The following is a 25,710-nucleotide window of genomic DNA, read 5'->3' on the forward strand; positions in this document are numbered from 1 at the left end:
CAGCCTCTCAGGCGGTCGCGGCGAACGCCTCGGCCACCACGTCGAAGGCCTCCTCGAGCAGCTCGTCGGAGATCGTGAGCGGCGGCAGGAACCGGAAGACGTTGCCCCAGGTGCCGCAGGTCAGGGTGACCACCCCGTGCGCGTGGCAGTACGCCGACGCTGCCGCGGCGCGGGCGGCGTCGGGCGTGGTGGTGCCCGGCTCGCAGAGCTCGATCGCCATCATCGCCCCGCGCCCGCGGACCTCGGCCACGACCGGGTGCTCGGCGGCCAGCGCCTCGAGCCGGCGGCCTACGAGCGCCTCGATCTCGCGGGCCCGGGCGGCCAGGTCGCCACGCTCCATCTCCTCGATCGCGCCGAGCGCGGCCGCGCAGGCGACCGGGTTGCCGCCGTAGGTGCCGCCCAGCCCACCGGCGTGCACGGCGTCCATCAGCTCCGCGCGCCCGGTCACGGCCGCGAGCGGCAGCCCGCCGGCCATGCCCTTGGCGCTGGTGACCAGGTCGGGCACGACGCCCTCGTCGTCGCAGGCGAACCAGGCGCCGGTGCGGCAGAAGCCGGTCTGGATCTCGTCGGCGACCAGCAGCACGTCGTTGGCGGTGCACCACTCGCGCAGCGCGGGCAGGAAGCCGGGGGCGGGCACGACGAAGCCGCCCTCGCCCAGCACCGGCTCGATGACCACGCAGGCGAGGTTGGTCGCGCCGACCTGCTTGTCGATGACGTCGATGGCGCGGGTCGCGGCCTCGGGCCCGGAGAGCCCGTCGCGCAGCGGGTAGGAGATCGGCGCCCGGTAGACCTCGCCGGCGAACGGCCCGAAGCCGTGCTTGTAGGGCATGTTCTTGGCCGTCATCGCCATCGTGAGGTTGGTGCGGCCGTGGTAGGCGTGGTCGAAGACCACCACCGCGTCCTTGCCGGTGGCGACCCGGGCGATCTTGACGGCGTTCTCGACCGCCTCGGCGCCGGAGTTGAACAGCGCCGACTTCTTGTCGTGCTCGCCGGGCGTCAGCCGCGCCAGCGCCTCGCAGACGTCGACGTACCCCTCGTAGGGGGTGACCATGAAGCAGGTGTGGGTGAAGGCGTCGACCTGCGCGTGCACGTTGCGCACGACGGCGGGCGCGGCGTTGCCGACCGAGGTGACCGCGATGCCCGAGCCGAGGTCGATCAGCGAGTTGCCGTCGACGTCGACGAGCACTCCCCCGCCGGCCGCGGCCACGAAGACCGGGAGCGCGGTGCCGACACCGTCGGCGACGAAGGACTTCTTGCGCTCGAGGTGCTTGACGGAAAGAGGTCCGGGGATCTCTGTCACCAGACGGCGGACCTGCGGCAGCGAGGGGCCTCCGGCGGACGGTGTGCTGTTCATGGGGACACCCTAGGAGACCAGACAGCCGTTGACGAGCGGCGACGCGGCACCGACCATTCAGACATGACGCGCTTCCCGATGTACGACGCCATCGTCCGCGGCGGCCGCTGGTTCGACGGCACCGGCGCCCCCTCCGCGGTGCGCCACCTCGGCATCCGCGACGGCGTGGTGGTCGAGGTCAGCGAGGAGCCGCTCGACGAGACCGGCTGCCCCGAGGTCGTCGACGCCGCCGGCCACTGGGTGCTGCCGGGCATGGTCGACATCCACACGCACTACGACGTCGAGGTGCTCGACGACCCCCACCTGCCCGAGTCGCTGCGCCACGGCGTCACCACGATCCTGGTCGGCTCGTGCTCGCTCTCCACCGTGCACGTCGACCCGGTCGACGCCGGGGACCTCTTCGGTCGCGTCGAGGCGATCCCGCGCCGCCACGTGATCCGCTCGGTCGGCGCGGCCAAGGACTGGTCGAGCGCCGAGGAGTACGTCGCCGCGCTCGAGGCCCGCCCACTGGGGCCCAACCTCGCCGCCTTCCTCGGTCACTCCGACATCCGCACCGCCACCATGGGCCTCGACCGGGCCACGCGGCCCGAGGTGCGCCCCACCCGCCTCGAGCAGGGCCGGATGGAGCGGATGCTCGAGGAGGCTCTCGACGCCGGCTTCGTCGGGATGTCGGCCCAGCAGCTGCTCTTCGACAAGCTCGACGGCGACACCTGCCGCTCGCGCACGCTGCCGTCGACGTACGCGAAGGGCCGCGAGATGCGCGGCCTGCGCGAGATCCTGCGCCGCCGCGGCCGCGCCCTGCAGGCCGGCCCCGACGCCTCGCACCCGCACACGATCCTGGTGCAGGCGCTGCACTCGATCGGCTGGGGCCGCGGCAGCAGCGGCCGCGCGCCGCTCAAGACCAGCCTGCTCTCGGCCGCCGACATCAAGGCGATCCCCTTCATCATCCACCTGATGCGGGGGCTGTCGGGGGCGGTCAACCGCGCCGGCGCCGACTTCCGCTGGCAGCACCTCCCGGTGCACTTCGAGGTCTACGCCGACGGCATCGACCTGGTGATCTTCGAGGAGCTCGGCTCCGGCGCCGCGGCGCTGCACCTGGCCGAGGAGGTCGCGCGCAACGAGCTGCTGCGCGACGAGGACTACCGGCGCCGCTTCCGCAAGGACTACGACTCCAAGTACGGCCCGCGGGTCTGGCACCGCGACTTCTTCGACGCCGAGATCGTGGCCTGCCCCGACCCCTCGGTCGTGGGAAGGTCCTTCGGCCAGGTCGGCGTCGAGCGCGGCGGCGTGCACCCCGTCGACGCCTTCCTCGACCTGGTGCTCGAGCACGGCACCGCCATCCGCTGGCGCACCACGATCTCCAACCACCGCCCGAAGGTGCTGCGCAGGATGGCGCAGTCGCCGGGGGTGCAGATGGGCTTCTCCGACGCCGGCGCCCACCTGCGCAACATGTCCTTCTACAACTTCGGGCTGCGGCTGCTCAAGCACGTGCGTGACGCCGACCGGGCCGGGCACCCGTTCCTGACCCCCGAGCAGGCCGTGCACCGCCTGACCGGCGAGCTGGCCGACTGGTACGACATCGACGCCGGCCACCTGCGCGTGGGCGACCGGGCCGACCTGCTGGTGCTCGACCCCGCGCGCCTCGACGACTCGCTCGAGGACTACGCCGAGGCGCCCGTCGAGCAGTACGACGGCCTCTCGCGGATGGTCAACCGCAACGACGCGACCGTCCCGCTGGTGATGGTGGGCGGCCGGGTGGTCTTCCGCGAGGGCGCGCCCACCGACGTGCTGCAGCGCGAGCGCACCGGCCGGTTCCTGCGCGCCGGGCGCACCGACCGCGCCCCGCTGCCACGCCAGGGCGAGCGGCAGCCCGCGCTCACATCTCCCTGATCCCCCAGGGGCTGCCGTAGGCGACCAGCAGGTCGAGGAACGGCACCGCGTCGAAGGCCTCCGGGCCCAGGACACCCGCGCCCGACCACACCCCGGTGGCCAGCAGCTCGAGGGCGACCACGGGGTTGACGGCGGTCTGCCAGACCACGCACTGGTGGCCGTACTCGCGCATCGTCCACTCGTTGTCGACCACGTGGTAGAGGTACGTCGAGCGCGGCTCGCCGTCGGTGCCGCGCCCGGTCACCCACAGCCCGGCGCAGGTCTTGCCGGTCATCCGCGGCCCGATGCTCGCGGGGTCGGGCAGCACGGCGGCGACCACGTCGCGAGGGCTGACCTCGACGCCCTTGACCGAGACCTTCTCGGTGGAGTCCAGGCCGAGCTGGTGCAGCACCTTGAGGATGCCGATCATCTCCTCGCCGAGGCCGTACTTGAAGGTCGCGCGCCGGCAGTCGACCCAGCGCGGCATCAGCAGCACCTCCTCGTGCTCGACGTTGACGCACTCGACCGGGCCGATGCCCTCGGGGAAGTCGAAGACCTCGGGCTCGCTGAAGGGCGCCGTGGTGTGCCAGGCACCGTCCTGCCACACCACCGGCGGGTTGAGGCACTCCTCGATCGTGGTCCACATCGAGAAGGACGGCGCGAAGACCTCGTTGCCCTGCTCGTCGGTGACCACCAGGTCGGCGCCGTCACGGGTGCCGAGCTCGTCGATCTCGCTGAACAGGTGGTCGGCGGCGTACCTGGCGAAGACGTCGGAGAGCCCCGGCTCGACCCCGATGCCGACCAGCGCCAGGCGGCCCGCGGCCTCCCAGTCGCCGGCCACCGCGAACTGCTCGTCGCCCAGCTTCACCCCCGTCTTCTCGTACGGCGCCTCCGGGTGCGGCCGCGAGAGCGACATCGCCATGTCGAGGTAGTCGGCTCCCGCCGCGAACGCCCCCTCGAAGACCGGCATGTCGAAGACCGGGTCGACGGCGTTCATCACGTGGGTGATCGCGTGCTCGCGGCACAGCGCGGCGACGGCCTGCGCGGAGGAGGCGTCGAGCTGCGCGGCGGCGTACCGCTCGTCGGTCGCGGCGGCCCGCTCGGCGCGCTCGAGGGAGTAGTCGCTGACCACGACGGTCTCGAAGAAGTCGCGGCGCGCGGCGATCGCGCAGAAGGCCGAGCCGACGCCGCCGGCCCCGACCAGCAGGATCCGCATCGGCCGGCTCACTCGCCCTGGCCGATGTAGGACATCACGTGCTTGATGCGGGTGTAGTCCTCCAGGCCGTACATCGACAGGTCCTTGCCGTAGCCGGAGTGCTTGAACCCGCCGTGCGGCATCTCGGAGACGAAGGGGATGTGGGTGTTGATCCACACCGCGCCGAAGTCGAGGCGGCGCGAGACGCGCATGGCGCGGGCGTGGTCGGCGGTCCAGACGCTGGAGGCCAGGCCGTACTGCACGCCGTTGGCCCAGCGCAGCGCCTCGGCCTCGTCGCTGAACCTCTGCACCGTCATCACCGGGCCGAAGATCTCGGTCTGCACCTGCTCGTCGTCCTGGCGCAGCCCGGAGACGACGGTGGGCTCGTAGAAGTAGCCGCGGCTGCCCTGGCGGGTGCCGCCGGTGTCGATACGGGCGTGGTCGGGCAGCCGCTCGACCATGCCGCTGACGTGGGCCAGCTGGTCGGCGTTGTTGAGCGGGCCGTAGTAGACGCCCTCGACGTCGGGCATCCCGGTGGGCATGCCCTGGGCCGCCTCGGCGAGCGCGGCGACGAACTCGTCGTGGATGCCGGGGGCGACCAGCACGCGCGTCGCGGCGGTGCAGTCCTGGCCGGCGTTGAAGAGCCCCGCGCCGGCGATCCCCTCGGCCGCCTGGGCGATGTCGGCGTCGTCGAAGACGATGACCGGCGCCTTGCCGCCCAGCTCGAGGTGCACCCTCTTCAGGTCGGTGGCCGCGGTGCCCGCGACCTCCATGCCGGCGCGCACCGAGCCGGTGATCGCCACCATCTGCGGGGTCGGGTGCGCCACCAGCGCGCGGCCGGTGTCGCGGTCGCCGCAGACGACGTTGAGCACGCCGGGCGGCAGGTGCTCCTGGCAGATCTCGGCGAGCAGGGTCGACGAGGCCGGGGTGGTGTCGCTGGGCTTGAGCACGACGGTGTTGCCGGCGGCCAGGGCCGGGGCGATCTTCCAGATCATCATCAGCAGCGGGTAGTTCCAGGGCGTCACCTGGCCCACGACCCCGATCGGCTCGCGCCGCACCCACGAGGTGTGCTCGGCCATGTACTCGCCGGCCGAGCGGCCCTCGAGCACCCGCGCCGCCCCCGCGAAGAAGCGGAAGTGGTCGCTGGCGTAGGGCATCTCCTCGGCCATCGTCAGGCCCAGGGGCTTGCCGGTGTCGCGGCACTCGACCGCGTTGACCTCCTCGACCCGCTCCTCGATCGAGTCGGCGATGCGCAGCAGCGCCCGGGCCCGGTCCTGCGGGGTGCTGCCCCAGCCCCACCCCTCGAAGGCGGCGTCGGCGGCGGCGTACGCGCGGTCGACGTCCTCCTGCCCCGAGGCGGGGGCCTGCGCGTAGACCTCGCCGGTCGTGGGGTCGATGACGTCGTACGTCGCCCCCGACGCGCTGTCGACGAGCCGGCCGTTGATCACGTTCTGGAAGGTGGTGTCCGCCATGCTCGGACTGTATCCCGATCAGCGCGGTGTTGACGATGCTTGACGACTGATTTCGTGTCGATCGTGCAGCAACGCCACCGATTCACTTGCAGAATGGCGGATCGTCAGCGCACCATGGGCCCATGGACTACGACCACCTGCAGCAGGCCGCCAAGGACCACCTGTGGATGCACTTCACCCGCCACGGGCAGTACGACGAGTCCGACGTCCCGATCATCGTCCGGGGCGAGGGCGCCTACATCTGGGACGCCAAGGGCCGGCGCTACCTCGACGGCCTGGCGGGGCTCTTCGTCAGCCAGCTCGGCCACGGGCGCACCGACCTGGCCGAGACGGCCGCCAAGCAGGCCTCCGAGCTGGCCTTCCACCCGTTGTGGTCCTACGCGCACCCCAGCGCCATCGAGCTCGCCGCCACGATCGCCGAGAAGGCCCCCGGCGACCTCAACCGCGTCTTCTTCACCAGCGGCGGCGGCGAGGCGGTCGAGACCGCCTGGAAGCTGGCCAAGAACTACTTCAAGCTCACCGGCAAGCCGATGAAGCACAAGGTGATCAGCAGGGCCATCGCCTACCACGGCACCACGCAGGGCGCGCTGTCGATCACCGGCCTGCCGGGGCTCAAGGCGCAGTTCGAGCCGCTGGTGCCCTCGACCTTCCGGGTGCCCAACACCAACGCCTACCGCGCCGACGAGATGACCGGTGGCTTCCTCGACGGCAGCGACCCCGAGGCCTTCGGCCGGTGGGCCGCCGACCAGATCGGCATCGCCATCGAGAACGAGGGCGCCGACACGGTCGCCGCGGTCTTCCTCGAGCCGGTGCAGAACGCCGGCGGCTGCTTCCCGCCGCCCCCGGGCTACTTCCAGCGGGTCCGCGAGATCTGCGACGAGCACGACGTGCTGCTGGTCTCCGACGAGGTCATCTGCGCCTTCGGCCGGCTCGGCCACATGTTCGGCGCCGAGCGCTACGGCTACCAGCCCGACATGATCACCTGCGCCAAGGGCCTGACCTCCGGCTACTCGCCGCTGGGCGCGATGATCGCCTCCGACCGGCTGATGGAGCCGTTCCTGCACGGCTCCGCCTCCTTCGCCCACGGCTACACCTTCGGCGGCCACCCGGTCTCCACCGCGGTGGGCCTGAGGAACCTGCAGATCTTCGAGGAGGAGCGAGTCCTCGAGCACGTGCGCGACAACGAGGGCGCCTTCCGCTCCACCCTCGAGCGCCTCAAGGACCTGCCCATCGTCGGCGACGTGCGCGGCGACGGGTTCTTCTACGGCATCGAGCTGGTCAAGGACAAGGCCACCAAGGAGTCCTTCACCCACGAGGAGTGCGAGCGCCTGCTCTACGGCTTCGTCTCCAAGCAGCTCTTCGCCGAGGGCCTCTACTGCCGCGCCGACGACCGCGGCGACCCGGTCGTCCAGCTCGCTCCCCCGCTGATCTGCGACCAGTCGCACTTCGACGAGATGGAACAGGTGCTGCGCGTGGTCCTCGACAAGGCCGGCACCCTCGTCTGACCCGCCCCGCCGACCAGCCCTGACCCGGCCCAGATCTCCCGCTGACCCGGCCCAGACTTCGCGTCGAGCCGGCCCGAACCTCCCCCCAGGAGTCCTGTGAGCACCCTCGTCCCGCACTGGCACGCCGGAGCACGATGGCCGGGGCTGGGTCCCGAGCCCGAGCGGTACGCCGACGTGCACGACCCGGCGACCGGCGCCACCACCGGCCGGGTCGCCCTGGCCTCGGGGGCCGAGGTCGACGAGGTCGTCGCCGCCGCCGTGGTCGCGGGCCGCGAGTGGGCGCAGGCCTCGCTGTCGCGTCGTACGTCGGTCCTGTTCGCGTTCCGCGAGGGGCTGCACCGCCGGCGCGAGGAGGTGGCCGCGGTCATCACCGCCGAGCACGGCAAGGTCCTCGACGACGCGCTCGGCGAGGTGCAGCGCGGGCTCGAGGTCGCGGAGTTCGCCTGCGGGGCGCCCCACCTGCTCAAGGGCGGCTTCAGCGAGGGCGTCTCCGGCGGGGTCGACGTGCACTCGATGCGCCAGGCGCTCGGGGTGGTGGCGGTCATCTCGCCGTTCAACTTCCCTGCCATGGTGCCGCTGTGGTTCGTGCCGGTGGCCATCGCGTGCGGCAACGCGGTGGTGCTCAAGCCGTCGGAGAAGGACCCGTCGACATCGCTGCTGCTGGCCGAGATCTGGGCAGAGGCGGGCCTGCCCGACGGGGTCCTCAGCGTCGTGCAGGGCGACAAGGTCGCCGTCGACGCGCTGCTGACCCACGACGACGTGAAGGCGGTCTCCTTCGTGGGCTCGACGCCCGTGGCCCGCTACGTCTACGAGACCGCGACCGCGCACGGCAAGCGCGTGCAGGCGCTCGGCGGCGCGAAGAACCACATGGTGGTGCTGCCCGACGCCGACCTCGAGGCCGCTGCCGACGCGGCGGTCTCGGCGGGCTTCGGCTCCGCCGGCGAGCGCTGCATGGCGATCTCGGCCCTGGTGTGCGTCGACCCGGTGGCCGACCGGCTGGTGCCGCTCATCGCCGAGCGGATGGCCGGGCTGGTCACCGGCGACGGCCGGCGCGGCAGCGACATGGGCCCCCTGGTGAGCGCCACCCACCGCGACAAGGTGGCCTCCTACGTCGACGCCGGCGCGAGCGAGGGCGCGACGGTGGTGGTCGACGGCCGCGAGGTCCACCCCGACGGCGACCAGGGCGGCTTCTGGCTCGGCCCGACCCTGCTCGACCACGTGGAGACCACGATGACGGTCTACACCGACGAGATCTTCGGGCCGGTGCTGTCGGTGCTGCGGGTGCCGACGTACGACGCGGCGCTCGAGCTGGTCAACGCCAACCCCTACGGCAACGGCACCGCGATCTTCACCCACGACGGCGGCGCCGCCCGCCGCTTCCAGCACGAGGTGGAGGTCGGGATGGTCGGCGTCAACGTGCCGATCCCGGTGCCGATGGCCTACTACTCCTTCGGCGGCTGGAAGAGCTCGCTCTTCGGCGACTCCCACGCGCACGGCACCGAGGGCGTGCACTTCTTCACCCGCGGCAAGGTCGTCACCTCACGCTGGCCCACCCCCGACCTGCCGCGCCCCGGCATCGACCTCGGCTTCCCCCAGCACCACTGACCCGGCCCGGACTGCGCGCCGAGCCGGCCCGGACTTCACAGGTAGTGCCGGCGCCGGTTGCTGGTGATGCTCTCGTGCAGCGCCCGCAGGCGACGCTGGACGTCCTGCTCCGGGCCGAAGACGCAGCGACGCCGGAAGACCTCGATCGTCCACGACGCCTGGTGCAACCAGCTGCGCCGGCCCAGGTCGTGCTCACGCTGCTCGGGCGAGGAGTGGAAGTCCTCGCCGTCGTACTCGGCGCCGGTCCTCTCCTCGGCCAGCCCCATGTCGATGCGGTACGCCGCCCCGTCGTCGCGCGCCACCTCGAGCTGCGTGACCGGGCGCGGCAGCCCTGCCTCGTGCCACCGCAGCCGCAGCGCCGACTCGCCGAACGACTCGGACCCGCCGTCGGCCATCCGGACCAGCGCCCGGAGCGCCACGACGCCGCGCTGGCCGGCGAAGCGGTCGACGCCGGCCAGCAGCTCGCCGTGCTCGAAGTCACCGAGCGAGAGCATCGTGTCCATGCCGTGCAGCCGCACGTCGTTGGAGCGCGGCAGCCGCCCGAGGTCGAGCGCGGTGCGCAGCGGCGTGGTGACGACCAGGCCGTGGACCTCGACCAGGTCGCTGTCGCGCACGGCGCGTTCGCCGCTGCGCACGGTCGACCGCTTCAGGCGCCCGGCCCGCCGGAAGCAGGCGAGCTCGGGGGTGGCGAGGTGGTCGTTGGGCGCCAAGGCACGCTCGCCCGCGTGCAGCCAGGCCGCGGTGTGGTCGCAGAGGAACGCATCGTCGGGGACCACCAGCCTCAGCACCGCGCACCTCAGCTCGAGGCTGTCCTCGAGCGCGCCGACGACGTACACGCCGTGCGCGGGTCGGCGCAGCCACCCGTGCTCGACCATCCGTCGCAGCTGGCGATCGCCGAGCCCGTGGTCGTAGGCCTCAGCGGTGGTGAAGGGACGGTCCAGCGGCAACGAGTGCCCGAGGTCGATGATCTGCGCCATGCCCCACAGGCTGCGCCTGCCGCGGGCTCCGCGCCAGCACCCCGGCCCCGACCTGTGGACAACGAGGAGCGGCGCGGGACATCCGGGCCGGCTGAGGGGGAAGTTCGGGCCGGGTCGCGGGGAAGTTCGGGCCGGGTCGCGGGGAAGTTCGGGCCGGGTCGGGGGGAAGTTTGGGCCGGGTCAGGAGTCGAAGCCGAGGCCGGCGGCGTCGAGGCCGCGCAGCCACAGGTTGCGCCGGCCGCCGCGGCGGTCGGCGCGGTCGAGCGACCAGCGGGTCAGGTTGATGCCGACCGAGCGCAGCGGCTCGGGAGGGAAGGGCAGGGGGCGCTCGCGCACCATCCGCAGCCGGGTCCGCTCGGTGTCGGCGCCGTCGAGGAGGTCGAGCACCACCTGGGCGCCGAACCGGGAGGCACCCACGCCGAGCCCGGTGTAGCCCAGCGCGTAGCCGACGCGGCCCGAGACCGCGGTGCCGAAGAAGGCCGAGAAGCGGGTGCAGGTGTCGATGACCCCGCCCCAGCGGTGCGTGAACCGGATGCCGGCCAGCTGCGGGAACGTCTCGAGGAAGTGCTCGGCCAGCAGCCGGTGCGTCTGCTCGCGCTGCTCGAGCGAGGCGTCGATGCGGCTGCCCCAGTGGTAGACGGCGTCGTAGCCGCCCCACAGGATGCGGTCGTCGCGGGTCAGCCGGTAGTAGTGGAACTGGTTGGCCGCGTCGCCGACGCCCTGGCGCCCCGACCACCCGATGGAGGCCAGCTGGTCGGGGGTGAGCGGCTCGGTCATCAGCACGTGGTCGTAGACCGGCACGGTCATCAGCCGCAGCCGGCGGAGCAGCGGCGGGAAGGCGTTGGTGGCCAGCGCGACCCGGCCCGCGCGCACCCGCCCCGCCCCCTGCGGCCCCAGGGTCGACAGCTCGACGCCGACCCCGGAGCGCTCCAGTCCGACCACCCTGGTCGACTCGTGCACGACCACGCCGGCCTCCAGGCACGCCCGCCGCAGCCCCCACGCCAGCCGGGCCGGCTCGACGAGCGCCAGGCCGGTGGGCTCGCTCAGCGCCCCGAGGTACGTCGGTGACGCGACCTGCGCCTGTGCCTCGGCGGCGTCCAGCCAGCTCGCCTCGCCACCGTGCTCGACCAGCGCGGCGGCCAGCTCCTCCAGCTCGGCGACGTGGTGGGCCCGGGTGGCGACCGTCAGCTCGCCCACCTCGCGCCAGTCGCAGTCGATGCCGAGCGCGGCGATGCTGGCCCCGATCTCGCGCAGGTTCTCGGCCCCGAGCCGGTCGAGCCGGTCGAGCTCCTCGGGCCAGCGCTCGAGGCCGTTGCCGAAGCCGTGGGTCAGGCTGGCGGCGGCGAACCCGCCGTTGCGCCCGCTGCCCTGGCCCCCGCACTCCCCCGCCTCGAGCAGCACCACCGAGGCCGAGGGGTGGCGGGCGCGGGCCAGCAGGGCGGTCCACAGCCCGGTGTAGCCGCCGCCGACGACGACCAGGTCGGCGCGGGCACGACCGGCCAGGGGCGACAGCGGCGCGGGCCGGTCGGGGTCGTCGAGCCAGTAGGTGCGTGGCGCGGCGTCGGCCAGGGCACGCTCGACCAGGCCCGGCGAGACCGCTGCCGTCACACCAGCGCCCTGGTGCGCCGGCGGTTGTTCATCTCCACGCTGACCACGATCGCCACCGAGACCACGAACATCAACGTGCCGACCACGTTGACCTGCATCGGCACCCCGCGCTGGGCGGCGCCCCACACGTACATCGGGAACGTCGTGGTGGTGCCGGCGTTGAGGTTGGTGATGATGAAGTCGTCGAAGGACAGCGAGAAGCTCAGCAGCGCCGCACCCAGGATGCCGGGGAAGACCAGCGGGAAGGTGACCCGGCGGAAGGTCTGCACGGGTGTCGCGTAGAGGTCCATCGCGGCCTGCTCGAGGGTGTCGTCCATCCCGGCCAGCCGGGAGCGGATGGTGACCACCACGAAGGACAGGCAGAACATGATGTGGGCGATCAGGATGGTCCAGAAGCCGAGCTGGCCGGCGAAGCCCGAGGCGACGAAGAGCGCCAGCAGCGAGGAGCCGAGCACGATCTCGGGGGCGGCCATCGGCAGGAAGATCAGCAGGTTGGAGGCCGAGCGGCCGGCGAAGTCGTGGCGCACCAGCGCGAAGCCCGCCAGCGTGCCCAGCACCGTGGCCACCAGCGTGGCCAGCAGCCCGATCTGGATCGAGCGGCCCAGCGCCGAGCACATCCCCTCGGCGGCGCACGGGTTGGCCCAGTTGTCGAGGGTGAAGGCGTCGAAGCGGTAGACGTTGCGGCTCGCGGGGGCGTTGAAGCTCATCAGGACCACCACCGCGATCGGCACGAAGGTGTAGACGAGCACCAGCAGCCCGAGCACCAGCACGATCCGCTCGCGGATCCAGCGCGCGGTCACAGCAGCTCCTCCGTGCCCGCGCGGCGTACGTAGAAGAGGACCATCACCACGATGATCACCATCAGCAGCATCGACAGCGCCGCGGCCGAGGGGTAGTCGTTGGCGTCGGTGAACTGGCTCTGGATGACCGAGCCGATCATCCGCTGGTTGGGGCTGCCCAGCAGCTGGGCGTTGATGTAGTCGCCCACCGCGGGGATGAAGGTGAGCAGCGTGCCGGAGACGACCCCGGGCAGCGACAGCGGCCAGGTGACCTTGAAGAACCCGACGAACGGGTGGGCGTAGAGGTCGGAGGAGGCCTCGATCAGCCGCGGGTCGATCTTGTCGATGCTGGCGAAGAGCGGCAGCACCATGAACGGCAGGAAGTTGTAGGTCAGCCCCGCCACCACCGCCACCGGCGTGGCCAGCAGCCGGCCGTCGTCGCCGAGCAGGTGCACCGTCTGCAGCGCGTCGACCACGAAGCCGTCGTCGGCCAGGATCAGCTTCCACGACAGGGTGCGCAGCAGGAAGCTGGTGAAGAACGGGGCGATGACCAGCACCAGCATCAGGTTCTTCCAGCGCCCGGCCTTGAACGCGATGGCGTAGGCCAGCACGTAGCCGAGCACCAGGCAGATCAGCGTCGCGACGGCGCCGTAGGCCAGCGAGCGCACGAACGGCTGCCAGTACTCGCGCAGCGCGTCGACGTAGTTGCTGACGTGGTAGGTCATCTCGTAGCCGCGGAAGTCCGAGCCCGCCGGGTCGTAGAGGCTGGTCGCGAGCAGCGAGTAGAACGGCACCACGAAGAACAGCGCCAGCCAGGCCAGCGCGGGCAGCAGGAGCAGGTAGCCGGTCAGGCCCCGCCGCCGCCCGGTCGCGGCGTCCCGGGGTGCTGCCGGCGAGGGGCCCGGCGGCGTGGCCGCCGAGGGCGCGGTCACCGGGGCCGCGCTGACCATCAGGCGCTCCCCCGCTGGGCGCCGGCGCTGGCGTCCTGCGAGAAGTCGAGGAGGAAGGCGTACTCGGGGCGCCACGAGAGCTCGACCTGCTCGCCGGTGGCGAAGAGCCGGCTGCGGCCGGTGTTCTGGGAGAAGACCTGCAGCTCCTGGCCCCAGGGCATCCGCACCAGGTACTGGGTGGAGACCCCGACGAAGCTGACGTCGGTGACCACCCCGCCGGGGATGGTGTTGCCGGGCGCGTCGAGGCTCTCCCCCGGCTCGCCGACCAGCACCTTCTCGGGCCGGATCCCGATCCAGCCGCGCTCGCCGTCGGTGTGGGTGCGCGCGGTCGGGACCGACACCGCGATGCCGTGCATGTCGACGGTGGTCAGGTCGGCGTCGCGGCGTACGACGCTGCCCTCGATGAGGTTGGACTGGCCCAGGAAGTTGGCCACGAAGGTCGAGCGCGGGTTCTCGTAGAGCTGCGCGGGAGCACCCATCTGCTCGATGACGCCCGCGTTCATCACCGCGACCGTGTCGGCCATCGTCATGGCCTCCTCCTGGTCGTGGGTGACGTGCACGAAGGTCAGGCCCACCTCGGTCTGGATGCGCTTGAGCTCGATCTGCATCCCGCGGCGCAGCTTGAGGTCGAGCGCGCCGAGCGGCTCGTCGAGCAGCAGCACCTCGGGCTTGTTGATCAGCGCCCGGGCCAGCGCGACGCGCTGCTGCTGGCCGCCGGAGAGCTGCACCGGCTTCTTGCGGGCCTGGCTGCCGAGCTCGACGAGGTCGAGCATGTCGCGCACCTGGGTGTCGACGTCCTTGGTGCGGCGCCGGCGCAGCCCGAAGGCGACGTTCTCGTAGATGTCGAGGTGGGGGAAGAGCGCGTAGCTCTGGAAGACGGTGTTGACCGGGCGCCGGTAGGGCTTGGCGTGGGTGATGTCGGCGCCGGCCAGCGTGATCGAGCCGGAGGTCGGCGTCTCGAGCCCGGCCACCATCCGCAGCGTCGTGGTCTTGCCGCAGCCCGAGGGGCCCAGCAGCGCGAAGAACGAGCCGCGCGGCACGTCGAGGTCGAGCTCGCGCACCGCGGTGAAGGTCGCGAACTCCTTGGTCACCGCGCGCAGCCGCAGCCCCTCGTACGACGCGTGGTCGCCGTCGCGGGGCCCGCCCGGGCCGGCGCTGGTCTGGTCAGCCACCTGTGACATCGGCGAACTCTCCTTCGTACTGCGTCGTCTGGCGGTCGTCGAGCGGCATGAAGTCGAAGGTGGCCGCGAGCGCCTCGTCGCTGGGGAAGATCAGCTCGTTGTCGACCAGCGACGGGTCGACCTGCTCCATGGCCTCGCGGGCACCCCTGACCGGGCAGATGTAGTTGACCCAGGCGGCGAGCCTGGCGGCGACCTCGGGCTCGTAGTAGTAGTCGATCCACTGCTCGGCGTTGGCGGTGTGGGTGGCCAGGTTGGGCACCAGCATGTTGTCGCTCCACAGCACCAGCCCCTCCTCCGGCGTGACGAACTTGATGTCGGGGTTCTCGAACTGCAGCTGGATGACGTCGCCCGACCACGCCTCGCAGGCGTAGATGTTCCCGGCGGCGAGGTCCTGGGTGTAGTCGTTGCCGGTGAAGGCGCGCACCTGGCCGCTGGCCACCACCTCGCGCAGCCGGTCGATGGCCACGCCCCACTGGTCGTCGGTGAAGTCGCGGGGGTCGGCGCCGGTGACGGCGAGCAGGAACGACATCGTGTCGCGCATCTCGGTGAGCAGGGTGACGCGGCCCTTGAGGTCGGAGCGGGTCAACAGCTCCTCGAAGCTGCCGACCTCCCCGGTCTTGGCGGCGTTGTAGGCGATGCCGGTCAGGCCGGTCTGCCACGGCGCGTGGTAGGTCAGGTCGGGGTCCCACTGCCGCTCGCGCAGCGGGTCGATGAGGTTGGCGTGCAGGTTGGGGACCCGGTCGGGGTCGAGGGGCTGGACCCAGCCCAGCCCGATCATCCGGGCGGCCATCCAGTCGGTGAGCATCACCAGGTCGCGGTCGATGGGCTGGCAGCTGCCGAGCTGGTTGCGCACCTTGGCGTAGAACTCGGCGTTGTCGTTGACGTCGTCGGTGTAGGCGACCTCGATGCCGGTGCGGCGCTGGAAGGTCTGGAAGGTGCCCTCCTCCTTGCGCCGCGGGTCGATGTACTGCGGCCAGTTCGAGATGACCAGCCGGCGCTCGGCCTCGGACACGTCGGCGGCGGCGCAGGCGGCGGGGTCCTGCCGGGCGCCGGCGACCTCGAAGAGCGGCAGCTTGAGGGCGGCGGCGCTGAGCCCGGCGAACGCCAGCACGCCCCCGCCGCGCAGCAGCCCCCGGCGCGTGACCGGCGGGCGTCCAGGTCCTCGTTCTCCTGACATGACCCTCCTGTCGTCCGATGGGTCGGATCGTGCCACTTCGACACCATGACGACAAGCGATTCCGTCGATCAGAAACATGATCGCAACGAAATCCATCGGATCTCGATCTGCAGAGAACCTTTCCGGCAGGGACGACCAGACCGGTAGGTTCCTCCCATGAGCCCCCGCAGCGAGCGCCCCGCCACGCCCCTCGACGACGTCTCCAAGGCCATCATCGAGCAGCTCCAGCAGGACGGACGTCGCTCGTACGCCGCCATCGGCAAGGTCGTGGGCCTCTCGGAGGCCGCCGTGCGCCAGCGGGTGCAGCGCCTCGTCGAGGGCGGGGTGATGCAGGTCGTGGCGGTCACCGACCCGCTCGAGCTCGGCTTCGCCCGCCAGGCGATGGTGGGGGTCCGGGTCAGCGGCCCCCTCGAGCCGGTCGCCGACGCGCTGGCCGAGATCGCCGAGGTCGACTACGTCGTGATCACCGCCGGCTCCTACGACCTGCTCGCCGAGGTGGTCGCCGAGAGCGACGAGGGCCTGCTCGAGCTGATCTCGCAGCGGATCCGCACCATCGAGGGCGTCGTGGCGACCGAGACCTTCATGTACCTCCAGCTGCGCAAGCAGACCTACTCGTGGGGTGTGCGCTGAGCGCGCCCGCCTCCCCGGCCGAGGACTACGGGTCGCTGTCGCTGTGGCACGCCACGGCCGACGACGACTGGGCCCCGCGCGCCGCGCTGGACGGCGACCTCGACGTCGACGTGGCCGTCGTGGGCGCCGGCCTGACCGGCCTGTGGACGGCGCACTACCTCGCCGAGGCCGACCCGGCGCTGCGGATCGCGGTGCTCGAGGCCGAGGTGGCCGGGTACGGCGCGTCGGGACGCAACGGCGGCTGGTGCTCGGCGCTCTTCCCCGCCTCCCCCGGCATGTTGGCAGCGCTGCCTCGCGCCGACGGGCAACCGCACGGGCGCGAGGGGGCGCTGGCCCAGCACGCCGCGATGCGGGCGAGCATCGACGAGGTCGCCCGGGCCGCGGCCGGGGAGGGCATCGAGGCCCAGCTCGCCAAGGGCGGCACCATCACCCTGGCCCGCGGCCCCGCCCAGCTGGCCCGTGCCCGGGCCGAGGTCGCGCACGCCCGTGCCTGGGGTCGCGACGAGGACGACCTGCGCCTGCTCGACCGGGCCGGTGCCGAGGAGGTCGTGCGGGCCGACGGCACCGTCGGCGCGACGTACACGCCCGACTGCGCGGCGCTGCACCCGGCGCGGCTGGTGCGCGGCCTGGCCCGGGCGGTGGAGCGCCGCGGCGTGCGGGTGCTCGAGCGGACCCCCGTCACCGCGATCGCGCCGGGTCGCTGCACGACCCCGCACGGTGTCGTGCGCGCCGACGTGGTCGTGCGGGCCACCGAGGGCTACACGCCGCGCCTGCCCGGGCACGAGCGCGACGTCGTGCCCGTCTACTCCCTGGTGATCGCCACCGAGCCGCTGCCCGACGCGGCCTGGGACGAGATCGGCCTGGCCCGGCGCGAGACGTTGACCGACCACCGCCACCTCATCGTCTACGGCCAGCGCACCGCCGACGGCCGCCTGGTCTTCGGCGGCCGCGGCGCGCCCTACCACCTCGGCTCGGCGGTCCGCCCCGGCCACGACCGCGACCCGCGCGTGCACGCCCGGCTGCTGGCGACCCTGCACGAGTTGTTCCCGGTGCTGGGCCGCGGGGCCGGGGTGCGGGTCACCCACGCCTGGGGCGGCCCGCTGGGCATCCCCCGCGACTGGTGCGCCTCGGTGGGGCTGGACCGTGCCAGCGGACTGGCCTGGGCGGGCGGGTACGTCGGCGACGGCGTGGCCACCACCAACCTGGCCGGGCGCACCCTGCGCGACCTCGTGCTCGGCCACGACACCGACCTGACCGGCCTGCCCTGGGTGGGCCACCGCTCGCCGCGCTGGGAGCCCGAGCCGCTGCGCTGGCTGGGCATCAACGCCGGCCTGCGCGCGACCACCCTCGCCGACGCCGAGGAGTCGCTGACCGGGCGCGCCTCCCTCGTCGCGCGCGCCGTCGCGCCGCTGCTCGGCTGAGCCGCGCCGAGGGGCAGGATGGACCCATGAGGAAGCTCGCCCTGGTCCGCCGCCCCGGCCCGCGCCTGGCCGACGGCATCGTGACCCACATCGACCGCTCCCCCGTCGACCTCGACCTGGCGCTGCGCCAGTGGGAGGAGTACGTCGAGGCGCTGCACGACCACGGCTGGCAGAGCGTCGAGGTCGACCCGGCCGACGAGTGCCCCGACGCCGTCTTCGTCGAGGACACCGTCGTCGTCTACGACGACCTGGCCGTCGTCGCCCGCCCGGGCGCCGACGAGCGCAAGCCCGAGACGCCCGCGGCCGAGGAGGCACTGCGCCGGCTCGGCTACCGCATCGCCCGCATCGAGACGCCCGAGACCCTCGACGGCGGAGACGTGCTCAAGCACGACGGCACCGTGTGGGTGGGGCTCGGTGGGCGCACCACCCCCGGGGCCGTCGACCAGCTCCGGACGCTGCTGGCCCCGCTGGGCGCGCACGTGGTCGGCGTACCGCTGGCCAAGGTGCTGCACCTGAAGTCGGCCGTCACCGCGCTGCCCGACGGCACCGTCGTGGGCTGGGACCCGGTCGTCGACGACGCCTCGGTCTGGGAGTCCTACCTGCCCGTGCCCGAGGAGCCAGGCGCCCACGTGGTGCTGCTCGACGAGGCCACGGTGCTGATGTCGACCAGCGCTCCCCGCACCAGGGCGCTCTTCGAGGAGCGCGGGCTGCGGGTGGTCGCCGTCGACATGAGCGAGTACGAGAAGCTCGAGGGCTGCGTGACCTGCCTGTCGGTGCGCCTGCGCGGGGCGCCGACGGCCTGAGCCGGCCGCTGCGGGCCCGCCACCGGGACCGCCGTCCCGGTTCGTCGATCGGTTGATCAACGCGCTCGCCCATTGGTCAACCGGTCGACGAACCGGCGACGTGGGGTCCTGGCCGGGGGTGGAGGCGAAAATCCGTTGCGGCGCGCCGACCCGGACCTCCACCCTGGACCGGAGCAGCACGGCGTACGAGCCGTGCGACATCGAGAGGAGCGTGACATGTCGACGACTGTCCCTGGCCTGCCCGCAGACCACCCCCTCTTCTCCCGATGGAGCACCCACCGTGACGTACGACGTCTCCCAGCAGACCCAGCAGACCCAGCACCCGCAGGACCGCACCACCCCTGAGCCCCTCCACGGCGCCGACCGGCTCGGCTTCGACTTCCGCCCGCTCGACGACCTCGACGACGACCAGCGCTGGTCGACCTGGCTCGAGGTCGAGCCGCTCTCGCGCGGGCCCGAGCCCCGACCCGCCTGGGTCGTGACCAGCCAGGCCGCCGTCGACACCGAGCTGGGGATCCTCAAGACCGGCAAGGAGGCCGACGCGTTCCTGCTGGAGCGCGCCGTGCCCGACACCGACCCGTCCTTCGTGCCGGGCGCCGACGGGCAGTCGGTGGTGCTGGTCGCCAAGCGCTACCGGGGCGAGGAGCACCGCTCGTTCCACCGCTCCGGCGCCTACACCGAGGGCCGCCGGGTGCGGAACACCCGCGACGCCCGGGCGATGGCCAAGAAGACCGACTACGGCCGCCAGGTGGCGGCCGGCCAGTGGGCGGCCGCCGAGTGGCTGGCGCTGACCCGGCTGTGGACCCTCGGGCTCGCGGTCCCCTACCCCGTGCAGGTCGACGGCACCGAGCTGCTGATGGAGTGGATCACCGTCGAGGGCGAGCACGGCCCCGAGACCGCGCCCCGCCTGGCCCAGGCCCGTCCGTCGCCGCGGCTGCTGGCGTCGTGGTGGGAGCAGGTGCGCGAGGCGATGGCGCTGATGGTGCAGGAGGGCATCGTGCACGGCGACCTGTCGCCGTACAACGTGCTGGCCGCCGGCGAGCGGCTGGTGGTCATCGACCTCCCGCAGGTGGTCGACCTGGTCGGCAACGTCAACGGGATGGACTTCCTGCTGCGCGACTGCCGCAACATGGCCACCTGGTTCCGTGCCCGCGGGCTCGACGTCGACGAGCACGACCTCTTCGCCGACCTGGTGGCGCACGCGTTCTGAGCGCGCCGAGCGCAACGACTACCCGAGGCCTACCCGAGCACGGTGCGGGTGCTGGCGGCGTTCACCGCCCGGATGCGGGAGAACGCCGCCAGGTCGATGTCGAGCCCGGTGTGCGCGCCGCGGTGGACGACCGGGTCGCGGTCGTGGTCGACGCCGCCGTCCTCGACCGCCGCGATGATCGCGGCCAGGAAGCGGCCGGCGACCGGAGCGTTCTTGAACTGGTTGCCGCTGGTGCCCATGGCGACGTAGAAGCCGTCGGCGTCGGTGCGGTCGTAGATCGGTGTCCAGTCGTCGGCCACGTCGTAGACGCCGACGACCCCCGAGGGCCGGTTGGGCACCCGCAGCTCGGGCAGGCGGCGCGCGGCCCGGGTCACCTGCGACTCGTAGCGCGCCAGCGAGACGTGGTCGTCGACGGCGTCGGGGTCCTCGATCCAGTCGAAGGGGTCGCACTCGGGCTCGGTGCCGCCGATCACCCACGCCTGCTGCGGGCCGGGGCGCATGTAGGTGCCGAGGTCGATGTCGAAGACCCCCGGGCCGGGTGCCTCCTCCGTGCCGTAGCCCACCGGCTGGGCCACCTGGTGCACCTCCTGGCGCAGCGGCCGGACGCCGACGGTGAACTCCGCCCCGACCCCCGCCATCCGGTTGAACGCGCCCGACCAGGGACCGGCGGCGTTGACCACGACCGGCGCCTCGACGCGCCGCCCGTCGGCCAGCGCGAGGTGCCACAGCGAGCCGCGGCGCTCGGCCGCGACCACCTGCGCCCGGTAGGTCGTGCGTGCTCCGTGCAGCCGAGCGGCGTACGCCAGGTTGTCGGCGGCCAGGCGCGGGTCGTCCATGTAGCCGGCGTCGGGGGTGTGGATCGCGCCGAGCCGGGCCTCGGCGTCGTCCCAGAACGCGTCGTCGGCGACCGGCTTGTTGGGCCAGTAGGCGCCGGTGTCGAGGTGCGGGAAGCGCGCCGCGAGCTCGTCGGGGCCCAGGTGCTCGCAGGGCACCCCGGCCGACTCCAGCAGACGCATCCCCTCGGTCCACGGCACGGCCGGCACGTCGAGGTGCAGCATCCCGGTGCGGTGGAAGCGCGAGAGCACCGGCGGGTCGGTCAGCGGCTCGCGGCCGGGCAGCCCCAGGTGCTCGGCCCACTGCTCCCACATGAACTTGGCCTCCCACGACGTCGCGACCGTGTCGTAGGTCGAGTAGAGGAAGCGGATGACCGCGCTCGAGGCGCAGGTCGAGCCGTGCCCGGGACCACCCGCCTTGTCGAGGACGAGCACGTCGCGTCCGGCGCGGGCGAGCTCGAGGGCGACGGCCGAGCCGATCACCCCCGAGCCGACGACGACCGCGTCGGCGGTCAGGGTGGTGGTCACAGGTCTCTCCCTCTGGGGTCGGCGGGGTCAGGCGTCGACGACGATGTCGCCGTCGGGGGTCGAGCAGCAGGGCAGGAACTTGTCCTGCGCGATCTCGCGGGGCCGGATGCCGCCCTGGTGCACCATGTCGACCCGGCCCGCGAGCAGGGTCGACTTGCAGGTGCCGCAGAGGCCGGCCGAGCACGACGACGGCAGGCGTACGCCGGCCTGCTGGGCGGCCGCCAGCACCGTGGTGCCCGGGGGGCACACGACCTCGCGGTCGCTGCGCCCGAAGCGCACCCGTGCCCCGGGCACGACCTCGGGCACGCTCTCCCGTGCCGGAGCGGCCTCGTGCGCGGCGGGCGCACCCGGGGCGCCCAGCACGAAGCTCTCCTCGTGGCAGCACGCCGGGTCGGCACCGACCTCGGCCAGCACGGCCCGCACACCGGCCATGTAGCCGGGCGGCCCGCAGGTCAGCACCTCGCGCCCGGTCGCGTCGGGCACGGCCGCGAGCAGGATCTCGGCGTCGAGGCGGCCCCGCCAGCCGGTCCAGGCGCCCGGGCGGCCCGGCGGGTCGTCCTCGCACACCCACACCACCCGCAGCCCCTCGTGCGCGGCGGCCAGGTGCTCGAGCTCGTCGCGTCCGACCAGGTCGTCGGGGGTGCGGGCGCTGTGCACCACCACGACGTCGAGCGCACCGTCCTCGAGCTCGGCCAGGTCGGACATCGTGCGCAGGGTCGCGAGCGTCGGGGTGATGCCGCTGCCGGCCGAGAGCAGCAGGTAGCGGGCGGCGGGGTGCTCGGTGACGGTGAACCCGCCGAGCGGCCCGGCCGCGTGCAGCCGGTCGCCGACCGCGAGCCGGTCGTGCAGGTAGGGCGACAGCCCTCCGCCCTCGACCCGCTTGACGGTGACCCGGAGCAGGTGTGGGCGGGTCGGCGGCGACGAGATGGTGTAGCAGCGCTCGACCCGCTGGCCGTCGACGTCGACGCCGAGGGTCAGGAACTGGCCGGGGCGGAACGCGAAGGCGTTCGAGCTGGCCGGCTCGAGGACCAGCGACACCACGTCGTGGGTCTCCTGCACCCGGGCCCGCAGCACCAGCTCGGTGTCGAAGCCCTCCCCCTGGGCCGGGTCGGCCAGGACCCCCTCGCCCAGCGGCCGCACCGGCCGCCACGTGTCGGGCACCACCCGCAGCGACGGGCCCGCCGGCCCGACCTGCACCTCGTGGGCCCGCGGGGCGGGCTGCACCTCGCTCATCGCGCGACCGCCTCGCGCACACGGGCGTCGTACCAGGCCACGAACGCCTCGACCTGCTCCTCCGCCTCGGAGTAGGGACCGGGCAGGTAGCCCGGGTCGGCGACCCCGGACTGGGTGCCGGCGACGAACGCGGCGTCCTGCTCGTTGGTCGCGCGCCAGGTCGCGGTGAGCTCGTCGACCTCGTAGTCCACGCCCTCGACCGCGTCCTCGTGCACCAGCCACGTGGTGCGCACCAGCGTGCGGTCGACCGCGAGCGGCAGCGCCGCGAACGTCACCACGTGGTCGGCCTGGAAGTGGAACCAGGCGTTCGGCTGGGTGTGCAGCCCCAGGCGGCCCAGCCGTGCCTCGGGGAGGTCGCCGAGCAGCCGGCGGACCAGCCGCGTGCCGTCGGGGCTGAAGGACTCCCCCGCGCCGTCGAGCGGCTCGCGCTGGACCCGGAAGCCCAGGGGCCGATCGACGAGGTCCTCGACGAGGCCGTGCGGCAGCCCGAGCTCGTCGCTGCGCCGCTCGAGGTCGGCCAGGGCAGCGAGGTAGCGGTCGTGGTCGGCGCGCATCCGCTCGGGGACCTGGTCGTCGCTCAGCCCCCAGGTCGGGAAGAACGTGCAGCGCAGCTCGGGGTGGCCGTCGCAGTGGTAGCACTCGCGGTTGTTCTCCATGGTGAGCTTCCAGTTGCCGTCCTCGACGAGGTCGACCTGGGCGGCCACCTTGGTGCGGCCCAGCTGGTGCGGGGCGACGTACGGCGCCACGACGCGCGCGACGTGCTCGATGTCGGCGGGCGGGTCGTCGGCCAGGCACACGAAGAGCAGGCCGGCCACCTCGCGCAGGTGCACCGGACGCAGGCCCAGCGCCCCGGTGTCGGTGGTCGGCGGCAGCTGCGGGGCGTGCAGCAGCCGACCGTCGGTGCCGTAGGTCCAGTGGTGGTAGCCGCACACGATGTTGCCCACGCAGCCGTGGGAGCCGGTGACCAGCCGCGAGCCGCGGTGCCGGCACACGTTGCGCAGCGCCCGCACCTGCTCGTCGTCGTCGCGCAGCACCACCACGGAGGCGGTGCCGATGTCGACGGTGAGGAAGTCGCCGGCCTCGGGCACCTCGGCGACCGTGCCGACGAAGAGCCACTGCCGCTGCCAGACCAGGCTCAGGTCGGCCTCGTGCAGCGCGGGGTCGGTGTAGCAGGGGCCGGGCAGCGAGTGCGCCGGCGGGCGGGAGTCGAGGAGCTCCAGCAGCCGGGCCGCGTCGGATCCCGCTGGACGCGCTGGGCGGGCGGGACGGAGGTCGGGGGCCGGGCGGGTGATCGTCATCGGTTCCTCCTGCGCGGGCGGGTCAGACGGTGACGCACAGTCGCAGCGCGTCGTAGATGGCGGCGTGGATGGAGCGGCTCGCGACCGCGTCGCCGATGCGGAAGAGCTGGTAGGCGCCGTCGGGGTGGGTGGCGACCTCCTGGGCCCGCCCCGCGAGCAGGGCCGGGTGGTCGACCTCGCCGAGGTTGCGCGAGCCGGGCACCAGGTCGAGGTAGAGCTCGTCGTTGGGCACGGTGCCGTGCTCGACGACCACGTGGTCGACCAGGCGCTCCTCGACCACGCCCGCGTAGTCGCTGCCGAGCACCGCCACCAGCCGGGCGTCCTGGTCGGGCGCAGCGCGCCGCACCGAGCGCAGCCGGCGGGCCACCGAGAGCGCCACCCCGTGCTCGGCGAAGGCCCGCAGGTAGGCGGGACTGTTCATGGCGCCGACCGAGATGCCGACCATCCGCTCCGGCGTGACCAGCTCGACCCGGGCCCCGCGGCGGGCCAGGTGCTCGGCGGCGTCGAGAGCCGGCTCACCGCCGTGGTCGTCGTAGACCAGCACCCGTTCACCCGGGCGCGGCCCCGCGCCTCCGAGCACGTCCCAGGTGTCGAGCACGAGCTCCTCGCCGCCCCCGGCCACCGAGCGGTCCGGCACCCCGCCGGTCGCGACGACGACCAGGTCGGGCTGCTCGGCCAGGACCGTGGCGGCGTCGGCGTACACGCCGTAGCGGACCTCGACGCCGCTGTGCTTGAGCTCGGCGACGCGCCAGTCGACGATCCCGACCAGGTCGCGGCGGCGCAGCGTGGAGGCGGCCAGCAGCAGCTGGCCGCCGGGGCGGTCGGCCGCCTCGAGGAGCACCACGTCGTGGCCGCGCTCGCCGAGCACCCGGGCGGCCTCGAGGCCGCCCGGCCCGGCGCCCACGACGACCGCGCGCCGGCGACGGCCCGGCGTGGGGACGATGACGTGCGGCAGCGACTGCTCGCGACCGGTCGCGGGGTTGTGCACGCACTTGGCGTCGCCCGACTCGTAGATCGCGTCGAGGCAGAAGCTGGCGCCCACGCACGGGCGCACCCGGTCCTCCTCGCCGCGGGCGACCTTGGCGACCAGGTGCGGGTCGGCGATCTGCGGCCGGGTCATCCCGACGAGGTCGAGCAGGCCGTCGCGGATCGCGTGGCGTGCCGTCGCGACGTCGCCGATGCGCGCCGCGTGCATCACCGGGACCCCGAGCGCGCGGCGCACGGTGCCGGCGAGCTCGAGGAAGGGCGCCGACGGGGTGCCCATCGACGGGATGGTCGCCGCCAGCCGGGCGTCGCTGTCGAGGCCACCCTTGATGACGGAGAGGAAGTCGACGCCGTGCTCGAGGTAGCGCCGCGCGATCGGGAGCGTGTCCTCGAGCCCCAGCCCGTCGGGCAGGTCCTCGTCCATCGCCATCCGCAGGCCGACCACGAAGTCGGGCCCCACCGCGCGGCGTACGGCGTCGAGCACGCGCAGCGGGAAGACCAGGCGCGCCTCGGGGTCGCCGCCGAAGGCGTCGGTGCGCAGGTTGGTGGCCGGGGACGCCCAGGCGTCGAAGAGGTGGCTGTAGGACTCGATCTCGATGCCGTCGAGGCCGGCCGCCTGGCACCGGGCCGCCGCGTCGGCGTAGTCGCGCACGATCCGGTCGACGTCCCAGGCCTCGGCGACCTTGGGGAACGAGCGGTGCTGCGGCTCGCGCAGGCGGGAGGGGTAGACCAGCGGCAGCCAGTCGCCGCTGGCGCTGCTGGTGCGCCGCCCCAGGTGGGTGACCTGGCACATCACGGCCGCACCGGCCTCGTGCACGTCGTCGCAGAGCCGGCGCAGCCACCCGACGACCTCGTCGCGGTAGAGCAGCATGTTGCCGAAGGCCGGGGGGCTGTCCGGCGAGACGACGGCCGACCCGCCGATCATCGTCAGCCCGACACCGCCGCGGGCCTTCTCGAGGTGGTAGAGCCGGTAGCGGTCCTTGGGCATCCCGTCCTCGGTGTAGGCGGGCTCGTGGGAGGTGCTGACGACGCGGTTGCGCAAGGTGGTGCCGCGGAGCCGGTACGCCTCGAGAAGCGGGTCCACCTGGTGCACGTCAC

General features: G+C 73.2%; 20 protein-coding genes. 7 read left to right on the forward strand and 13 right to left on the reverse strand.

What is annotated here, in order from left to right; genetic code table 11:
• Positions 1-7: 7 nt before the first annotated feature.
• Entirely contained in the window at positions 8-1,354 is a 1,347-nt protein-coding gene (gabT, locus tag JOE61_RS03355; protein WP_193667991.1) for a 4-aminobutyrate--2-oxoglutarate transaminase, read from the reverse strand.
• A 63-nt stretch (positions 1,355-1,417) separates the two neighbouring features.
• On the opposite strand from gabT, the gene JOE61_RS03360 reads away from it, so the two are divergent.
• Complete coding sequence (locus JOE61_RS03360; RefSeq protein WP_193667990.1) at positions 1,418-3,244, forward strand: N-acyl-D-amino-acid deacylase family protein; 1,827 nt, start codon at positions 1,418-1,420, stop codon at positions 3,242-3,244.
• Here the strand turns inward: JOE61_RS03360 and JOE61_RS03365 are convergent.
• A complete protein-coding gene (locus JOE61_RS03365) occupies positions 3,231-4,439 on the reverse strand; it encodes a saccharopine dehydrogenase family protein (protein ID WP_193667989.1) in 1,209 nt (402 codons plus the stop codon). The two genes, JOE61_RS03360 and JOE61_RS03365, sit on opposite strands and share 14 nt — an antisense overlap.
• Before the next feature lie 8 nt (positions 4,440-4,447).
• Positions 4,448-5,890 carry a gamma-aminobutyraldehyde dehydrogenase gene (locus JOE61_RS03370; protein ID WP_193667988.1) on the reverse strand — a complete coding sequence of 481 codons (1,443 nt, stop codon included), beginning with the start codon at positions 5,888-5,890 and terminating at the stop codon, positions 4,448-4,450.
• A gap of 122 nt (positions 5,891-6,012) precedes the next feature.
• On the opposite strand from JOE61_RS03370, the gene JOE61_RS03375 reads away from it, so the two are divergent.
• On the forward strand, positions 6,013-7,395 hold the full coding sequence (locus JOE61_RS03375) for an aspartate aminotransferase family protein (protein WP_193667987.1): 1,383 nt from the start codon (positions 6,013-6,015) through the stop codon (positions 7,393-7,395).
• Positions 7,396-7,491: 96 nt separating this feature from the next.
• Positions 7,492-9,000, forward strand: a complete 1,509-nt coding sequence (locus JOE61_RS03380; RefSeq protein WP_204797131.1) for a CoA-acylating methylmalonate-semialdehyde dehydrogenase — start codon at positions 7,492-7,494, stop codon at positions 8,998-9,000.
• 35 nt (positions 9,001-9,035) lie between these two features.
• On the opposite strand, the gene JOE61_RS03385 is transcribed toward JOE61_RS03380, so the two are convergent.
• From JOE61_RS03385 to JOE61_RS03410, 6 genes are all read right to left on the reverse strand, one after another.
• Positions 9,036-9,977 (reverse strand): type IV toxin-antitoxin system AbiEi family antitoxin domain-containing protein, encoded by a 942-nt coding sequence (locus tag JOE61_RS03385; RefSeq protein WP_193667986.1) that lies wholly within the window; start codon positions 9,975-9,977, stop codon positions 9,036-9,038.
• 180 nt (positions 9,978-10,157) lie between these two features.
• A complete protein-coding gene (locus JOE61_RS03390; RefSeq protein WP_204797132.1) occupies positions 10,158-11,585 on the reverse strand; it encodes an NAD(P)/FAD-dependent oxidoreductase in 1,428 nt (475 codons plus the stop codon).
• A complete protein-coding gene (locus JOE61_RS03395) occupies positions 11,582-12,385 on the reverse strand; it encodes an ABC transporter permease (protein ID WP_307822782.1) in 804 nt (267 codons plus the stop codon). Before JOE61_RS03395 ends, JOE61_RS03390 begins: the two co-directional genes overlap by 4 nt.
• Positions 12,382-13,314 carry an ABC transporter permease gene (locus JOE61_RS03400; protein ID WP_193667985.1) on the reverse strand — a complete coding sequence of 311 codons (933 nt, stop codon included), beginning with the start codon at positions 13,312-13,314 and terminating at the stop codon, positions 12,382-12,384. Before JOE61_RS03400 ends, JOE61_RS03395 begins: the two co-directional genes overlap by 4 nt.
• A complete protein-coding gene (locus JOE61_RS03405; RefSeq protein ID WP_193667984.1) occupies positions 13,314-14,495 on the reverse strand; it encodes an ABC transporter ATP-binding protein in 1,182 nt (393 codons plus the stop codon). The genes JOE61_RS03400 and JOE61_RS03405 overlap by 1 nt, the downstream gene beginning before the upstream one ends.
• A complete protein-coding gene (locus JOE61_RS03410) occupies positions 14,479-15,672 on the reverse strand; it encodes a polyamine ABC transporter substrate-binding protein (protein ID WP_193667983.1) in 1,194 nt (397 codons plus the stop codon). The genes JOE61_RS03405 and JOE61_RS03410 overlap by 17 nt, the downstream gene beginning before the upstream one ends.
• Positions 15,673-15,828: 156 nt before the next feature.
• Between JOE61_RS03410 and JOE61_RS03415 the strand changes: the two genes are divergently transcribed.
• The 4 genes from JOE61_RS03415 to JOE61_RS22015 all read left to right on the forward strand — a co-directional run bounded on the left by JOE61_RS03415 (position 15,829) and on the right by JOE61_RS22015 (position 19,736).
• Positions 15,829-16,302 (forward strand): Lrp/AsnC family transcriptional regulator, encoded by a 474-nt coding sequence (locus JOE61_RS03415; RefSeq protein ID WP_193667982.1) that lies wholly within the window; start codon positions 15,829-15,831, stop codon positions 16,300-16,302.
• The gene (locus tag JOE61_RS03420; RefSeq protein WP_193667981.1) at positions 16,287-17,723 is read left to right on the forward strand and encodes an NAD(P)/FAD-dependent oxidoreductase; all 1,437 of its coding nucleotides are present in this window, start codon (positions 16,287-16,289) and stop codon (positions 17,721-17,723) included. The genes JOE61_RS03415 and JOE61_RS03420 overlap by 16 nt, the downstream gene beginning before the upstream one ends.
• 26 nt (positions 17,724-17,749) lie before the next feature.
• Positions 17,750-18,526, forward strand: coding sequence for a dimethylargininase (gene ddaH / locus JOE61_RS03425; RefSeq protein ID WP_193667980.1), 777 nt, complete (start codon positions 17,750-17,752; stop codon positions 18,524-18,526).
• Positions 18,527-18,806: 280 nt separating this feature from the next.
• On the forward strand, positions 18,807-19,736 hold the full coding sequence (locus tag JOE61_RS22015; protein WP_193667979.1) for a serine protein kinase RIO: 930 nt from the start codon (positions 18,807-18,809) through the stop codon (positions 19,734-19,736).
• A gap of 29 nt (positions 19,737-19,765) precedes the next feature.
• Here JOE61_RS22015 and JOE61_RS03435 read toward each other — a convergent pair whose 3' ends face one another.
• Genes JOE61_RS03435 through JOE61_RS22385 form a run of 4 tightly spaced genes read right to left on the reverse strand, consistent with a single transcriptional unit; the run spans position 19,766 to position 25,705 of the window.
• Positions 19,766-21,097, reverse strand: coding sequence for an NAD(P)/FAD-dependent oxidoreductase (locus JOE61_RS03435; RefSeq protein ID WP_204797133.1), 1,332 nt, complete (start codon positions 21,095-21,097; stop codon positions 19,766-19,768).
• Positions 21,098-21,124: 27 nt separating this feature from the next.
• Positions 21,125-22,330, reverse strand: a complete 1,206-nt coding sequence (locus JOE61_RS03440; protein ID WP_193667978.1) for an FAD-binding oxidoreductase — start codon at positions 22,328-22,330, stop codon at positions 21,125-21,127.
• Entirely contained in the window at positions 22,327-23,628 is a 1,302-nt protein-coding gene (locus JOE61_RS03445) for an aromatic ring-hydroxylating oxygenase subunit alpha (protein ID WP_193667977.1), read from the reverse strand. Before JOE61_RS03445 ends, JOE61_RS03440 begins: the two co-directional genes overlap by 4 nt.
• A gap of 22 nt (positions 23,629-23,650) precedes the next feature.
• Positions 23,651-25,705 carry an oxidoreductase gene (locus JOE61_RS22385; protein ID WP_193667976.1) on the reverse strand — a complete coding sequence of 685 codons (2,055 nt, stop codon included), beginning with the start codon at positions 25,703-25,705 and terminating at the stop codon, positions 23,651-23,653.
• Positions 25,706-25,710: the final 5 nt, after the last annotated feature.

Origin of the sequence: Nocardioides salarius (assembly GCF_016907435.1) — a bacterium.
In the GTDB taxonomy this organism is placed as follows: domain Bacteria; phylum Actinomycetota; class Actinomycetes; order Propionibacteriales; family Nocardioidaceae; genus Nocardioides; species Nocardioides salarius.

Excerpts from the sequence above, each read along its gene's own strand:
- JOE61_RS03400 (WP_193667985.1), bottom strand. The coding sequence starts at position 13,314 with ATGGTCAGCGCGGCCCCGGTGACCGCGCCCTCGGCGGCCACGCCGCCG.
- JOE61_RS03385 (WP_193667986.1), bottom strand. The coding sequence starts at position 9,977 with ATGGCGCAGATCATCGACCTCGGGCACTCGTTGCCGCTGGACCGTCCC.
- JOE61_RS03365 (WP_193667989.1), bottom strand. The coding sequence starts at position 4,439 with ATGCGGATCCTGCTGGTCGGGGCCGGCGGCGTCGGCTCGGCCTTCTGC.
- JOE61_RS03370 (WP_193667988.1), bottom strand. The coding sequence starts at position 5,890 with ATGGCGGACACCACCTTCCAGAACGTGATCAACGGCCGGCTCGTCGAC.
- JOE61_RS03415 (WP_193667982.1), top strand. The coding sequence starts at position 15,829 with ATGAGCCCCCGCAGCGAGCGCCCCGCCACGCCCCTCGACGACGTCTCC.
- JOE61_RS03410 (WP_193667983.1), bottom strand. The coding sequence starts at position 15,672 with ATGTCAGGAGAACGAGGACCTGGACGCCCGCCGGTCACGCGCCGGGGG.
- JOE61_RS03375 (WP_193667987.1), top strand. The coding sequence starts at position 6,013 with ATGGACTACGACCACCTGCAGCAGGCCGCCAAGGACCACCTGTGGATG.
- JOE61_RS03360 (WP_193667990.1), top strand. The coding sequence starts at position 1,418 with ATGACGCGCTTCCCGATGTACGACGCCATCGTCCGCGGCGGCCGCTGG.
- JOE61_RS03445 (WP_193667977.1), bottom strand. The coding sequence starts at position 23,628 with ATGACGATCACCCGCCCGGCCCCCGACCTCCGTCCCGCCCGCCCAGCG.
- JOE61_RS03405 (WP_193667984.1), bottom strand. The coding sequence starts at position 14,495 with ATGTCACAGGTGGCTGACCAGACCAGCGCCGGCCCGGGCGGGCCCCGC.
- ddaH (WP_193667980.1), top strand. The coding sequence starts at position 17,750 with ATGAGGAAGCTCGCCCTGGTCCGCCGCCCCGGCCCGCGCCTGGCCGAC.
- JOE61_RS03440 (WP_193667978.1), bottom strand. The coding sequence starts at position 22,330 with ATGAGCGAGGTGCAGCCCGCCCCGCGGGCCCACGAGGTGCAGGTCGGG.
- gabT (WP_193667991.1), bottom strand. The coding sequence starts at position 1,354 with ATGAACAGCACACCGTCCGCCGGAGGCCCCTCGCTGCCGCAGGTCCGC.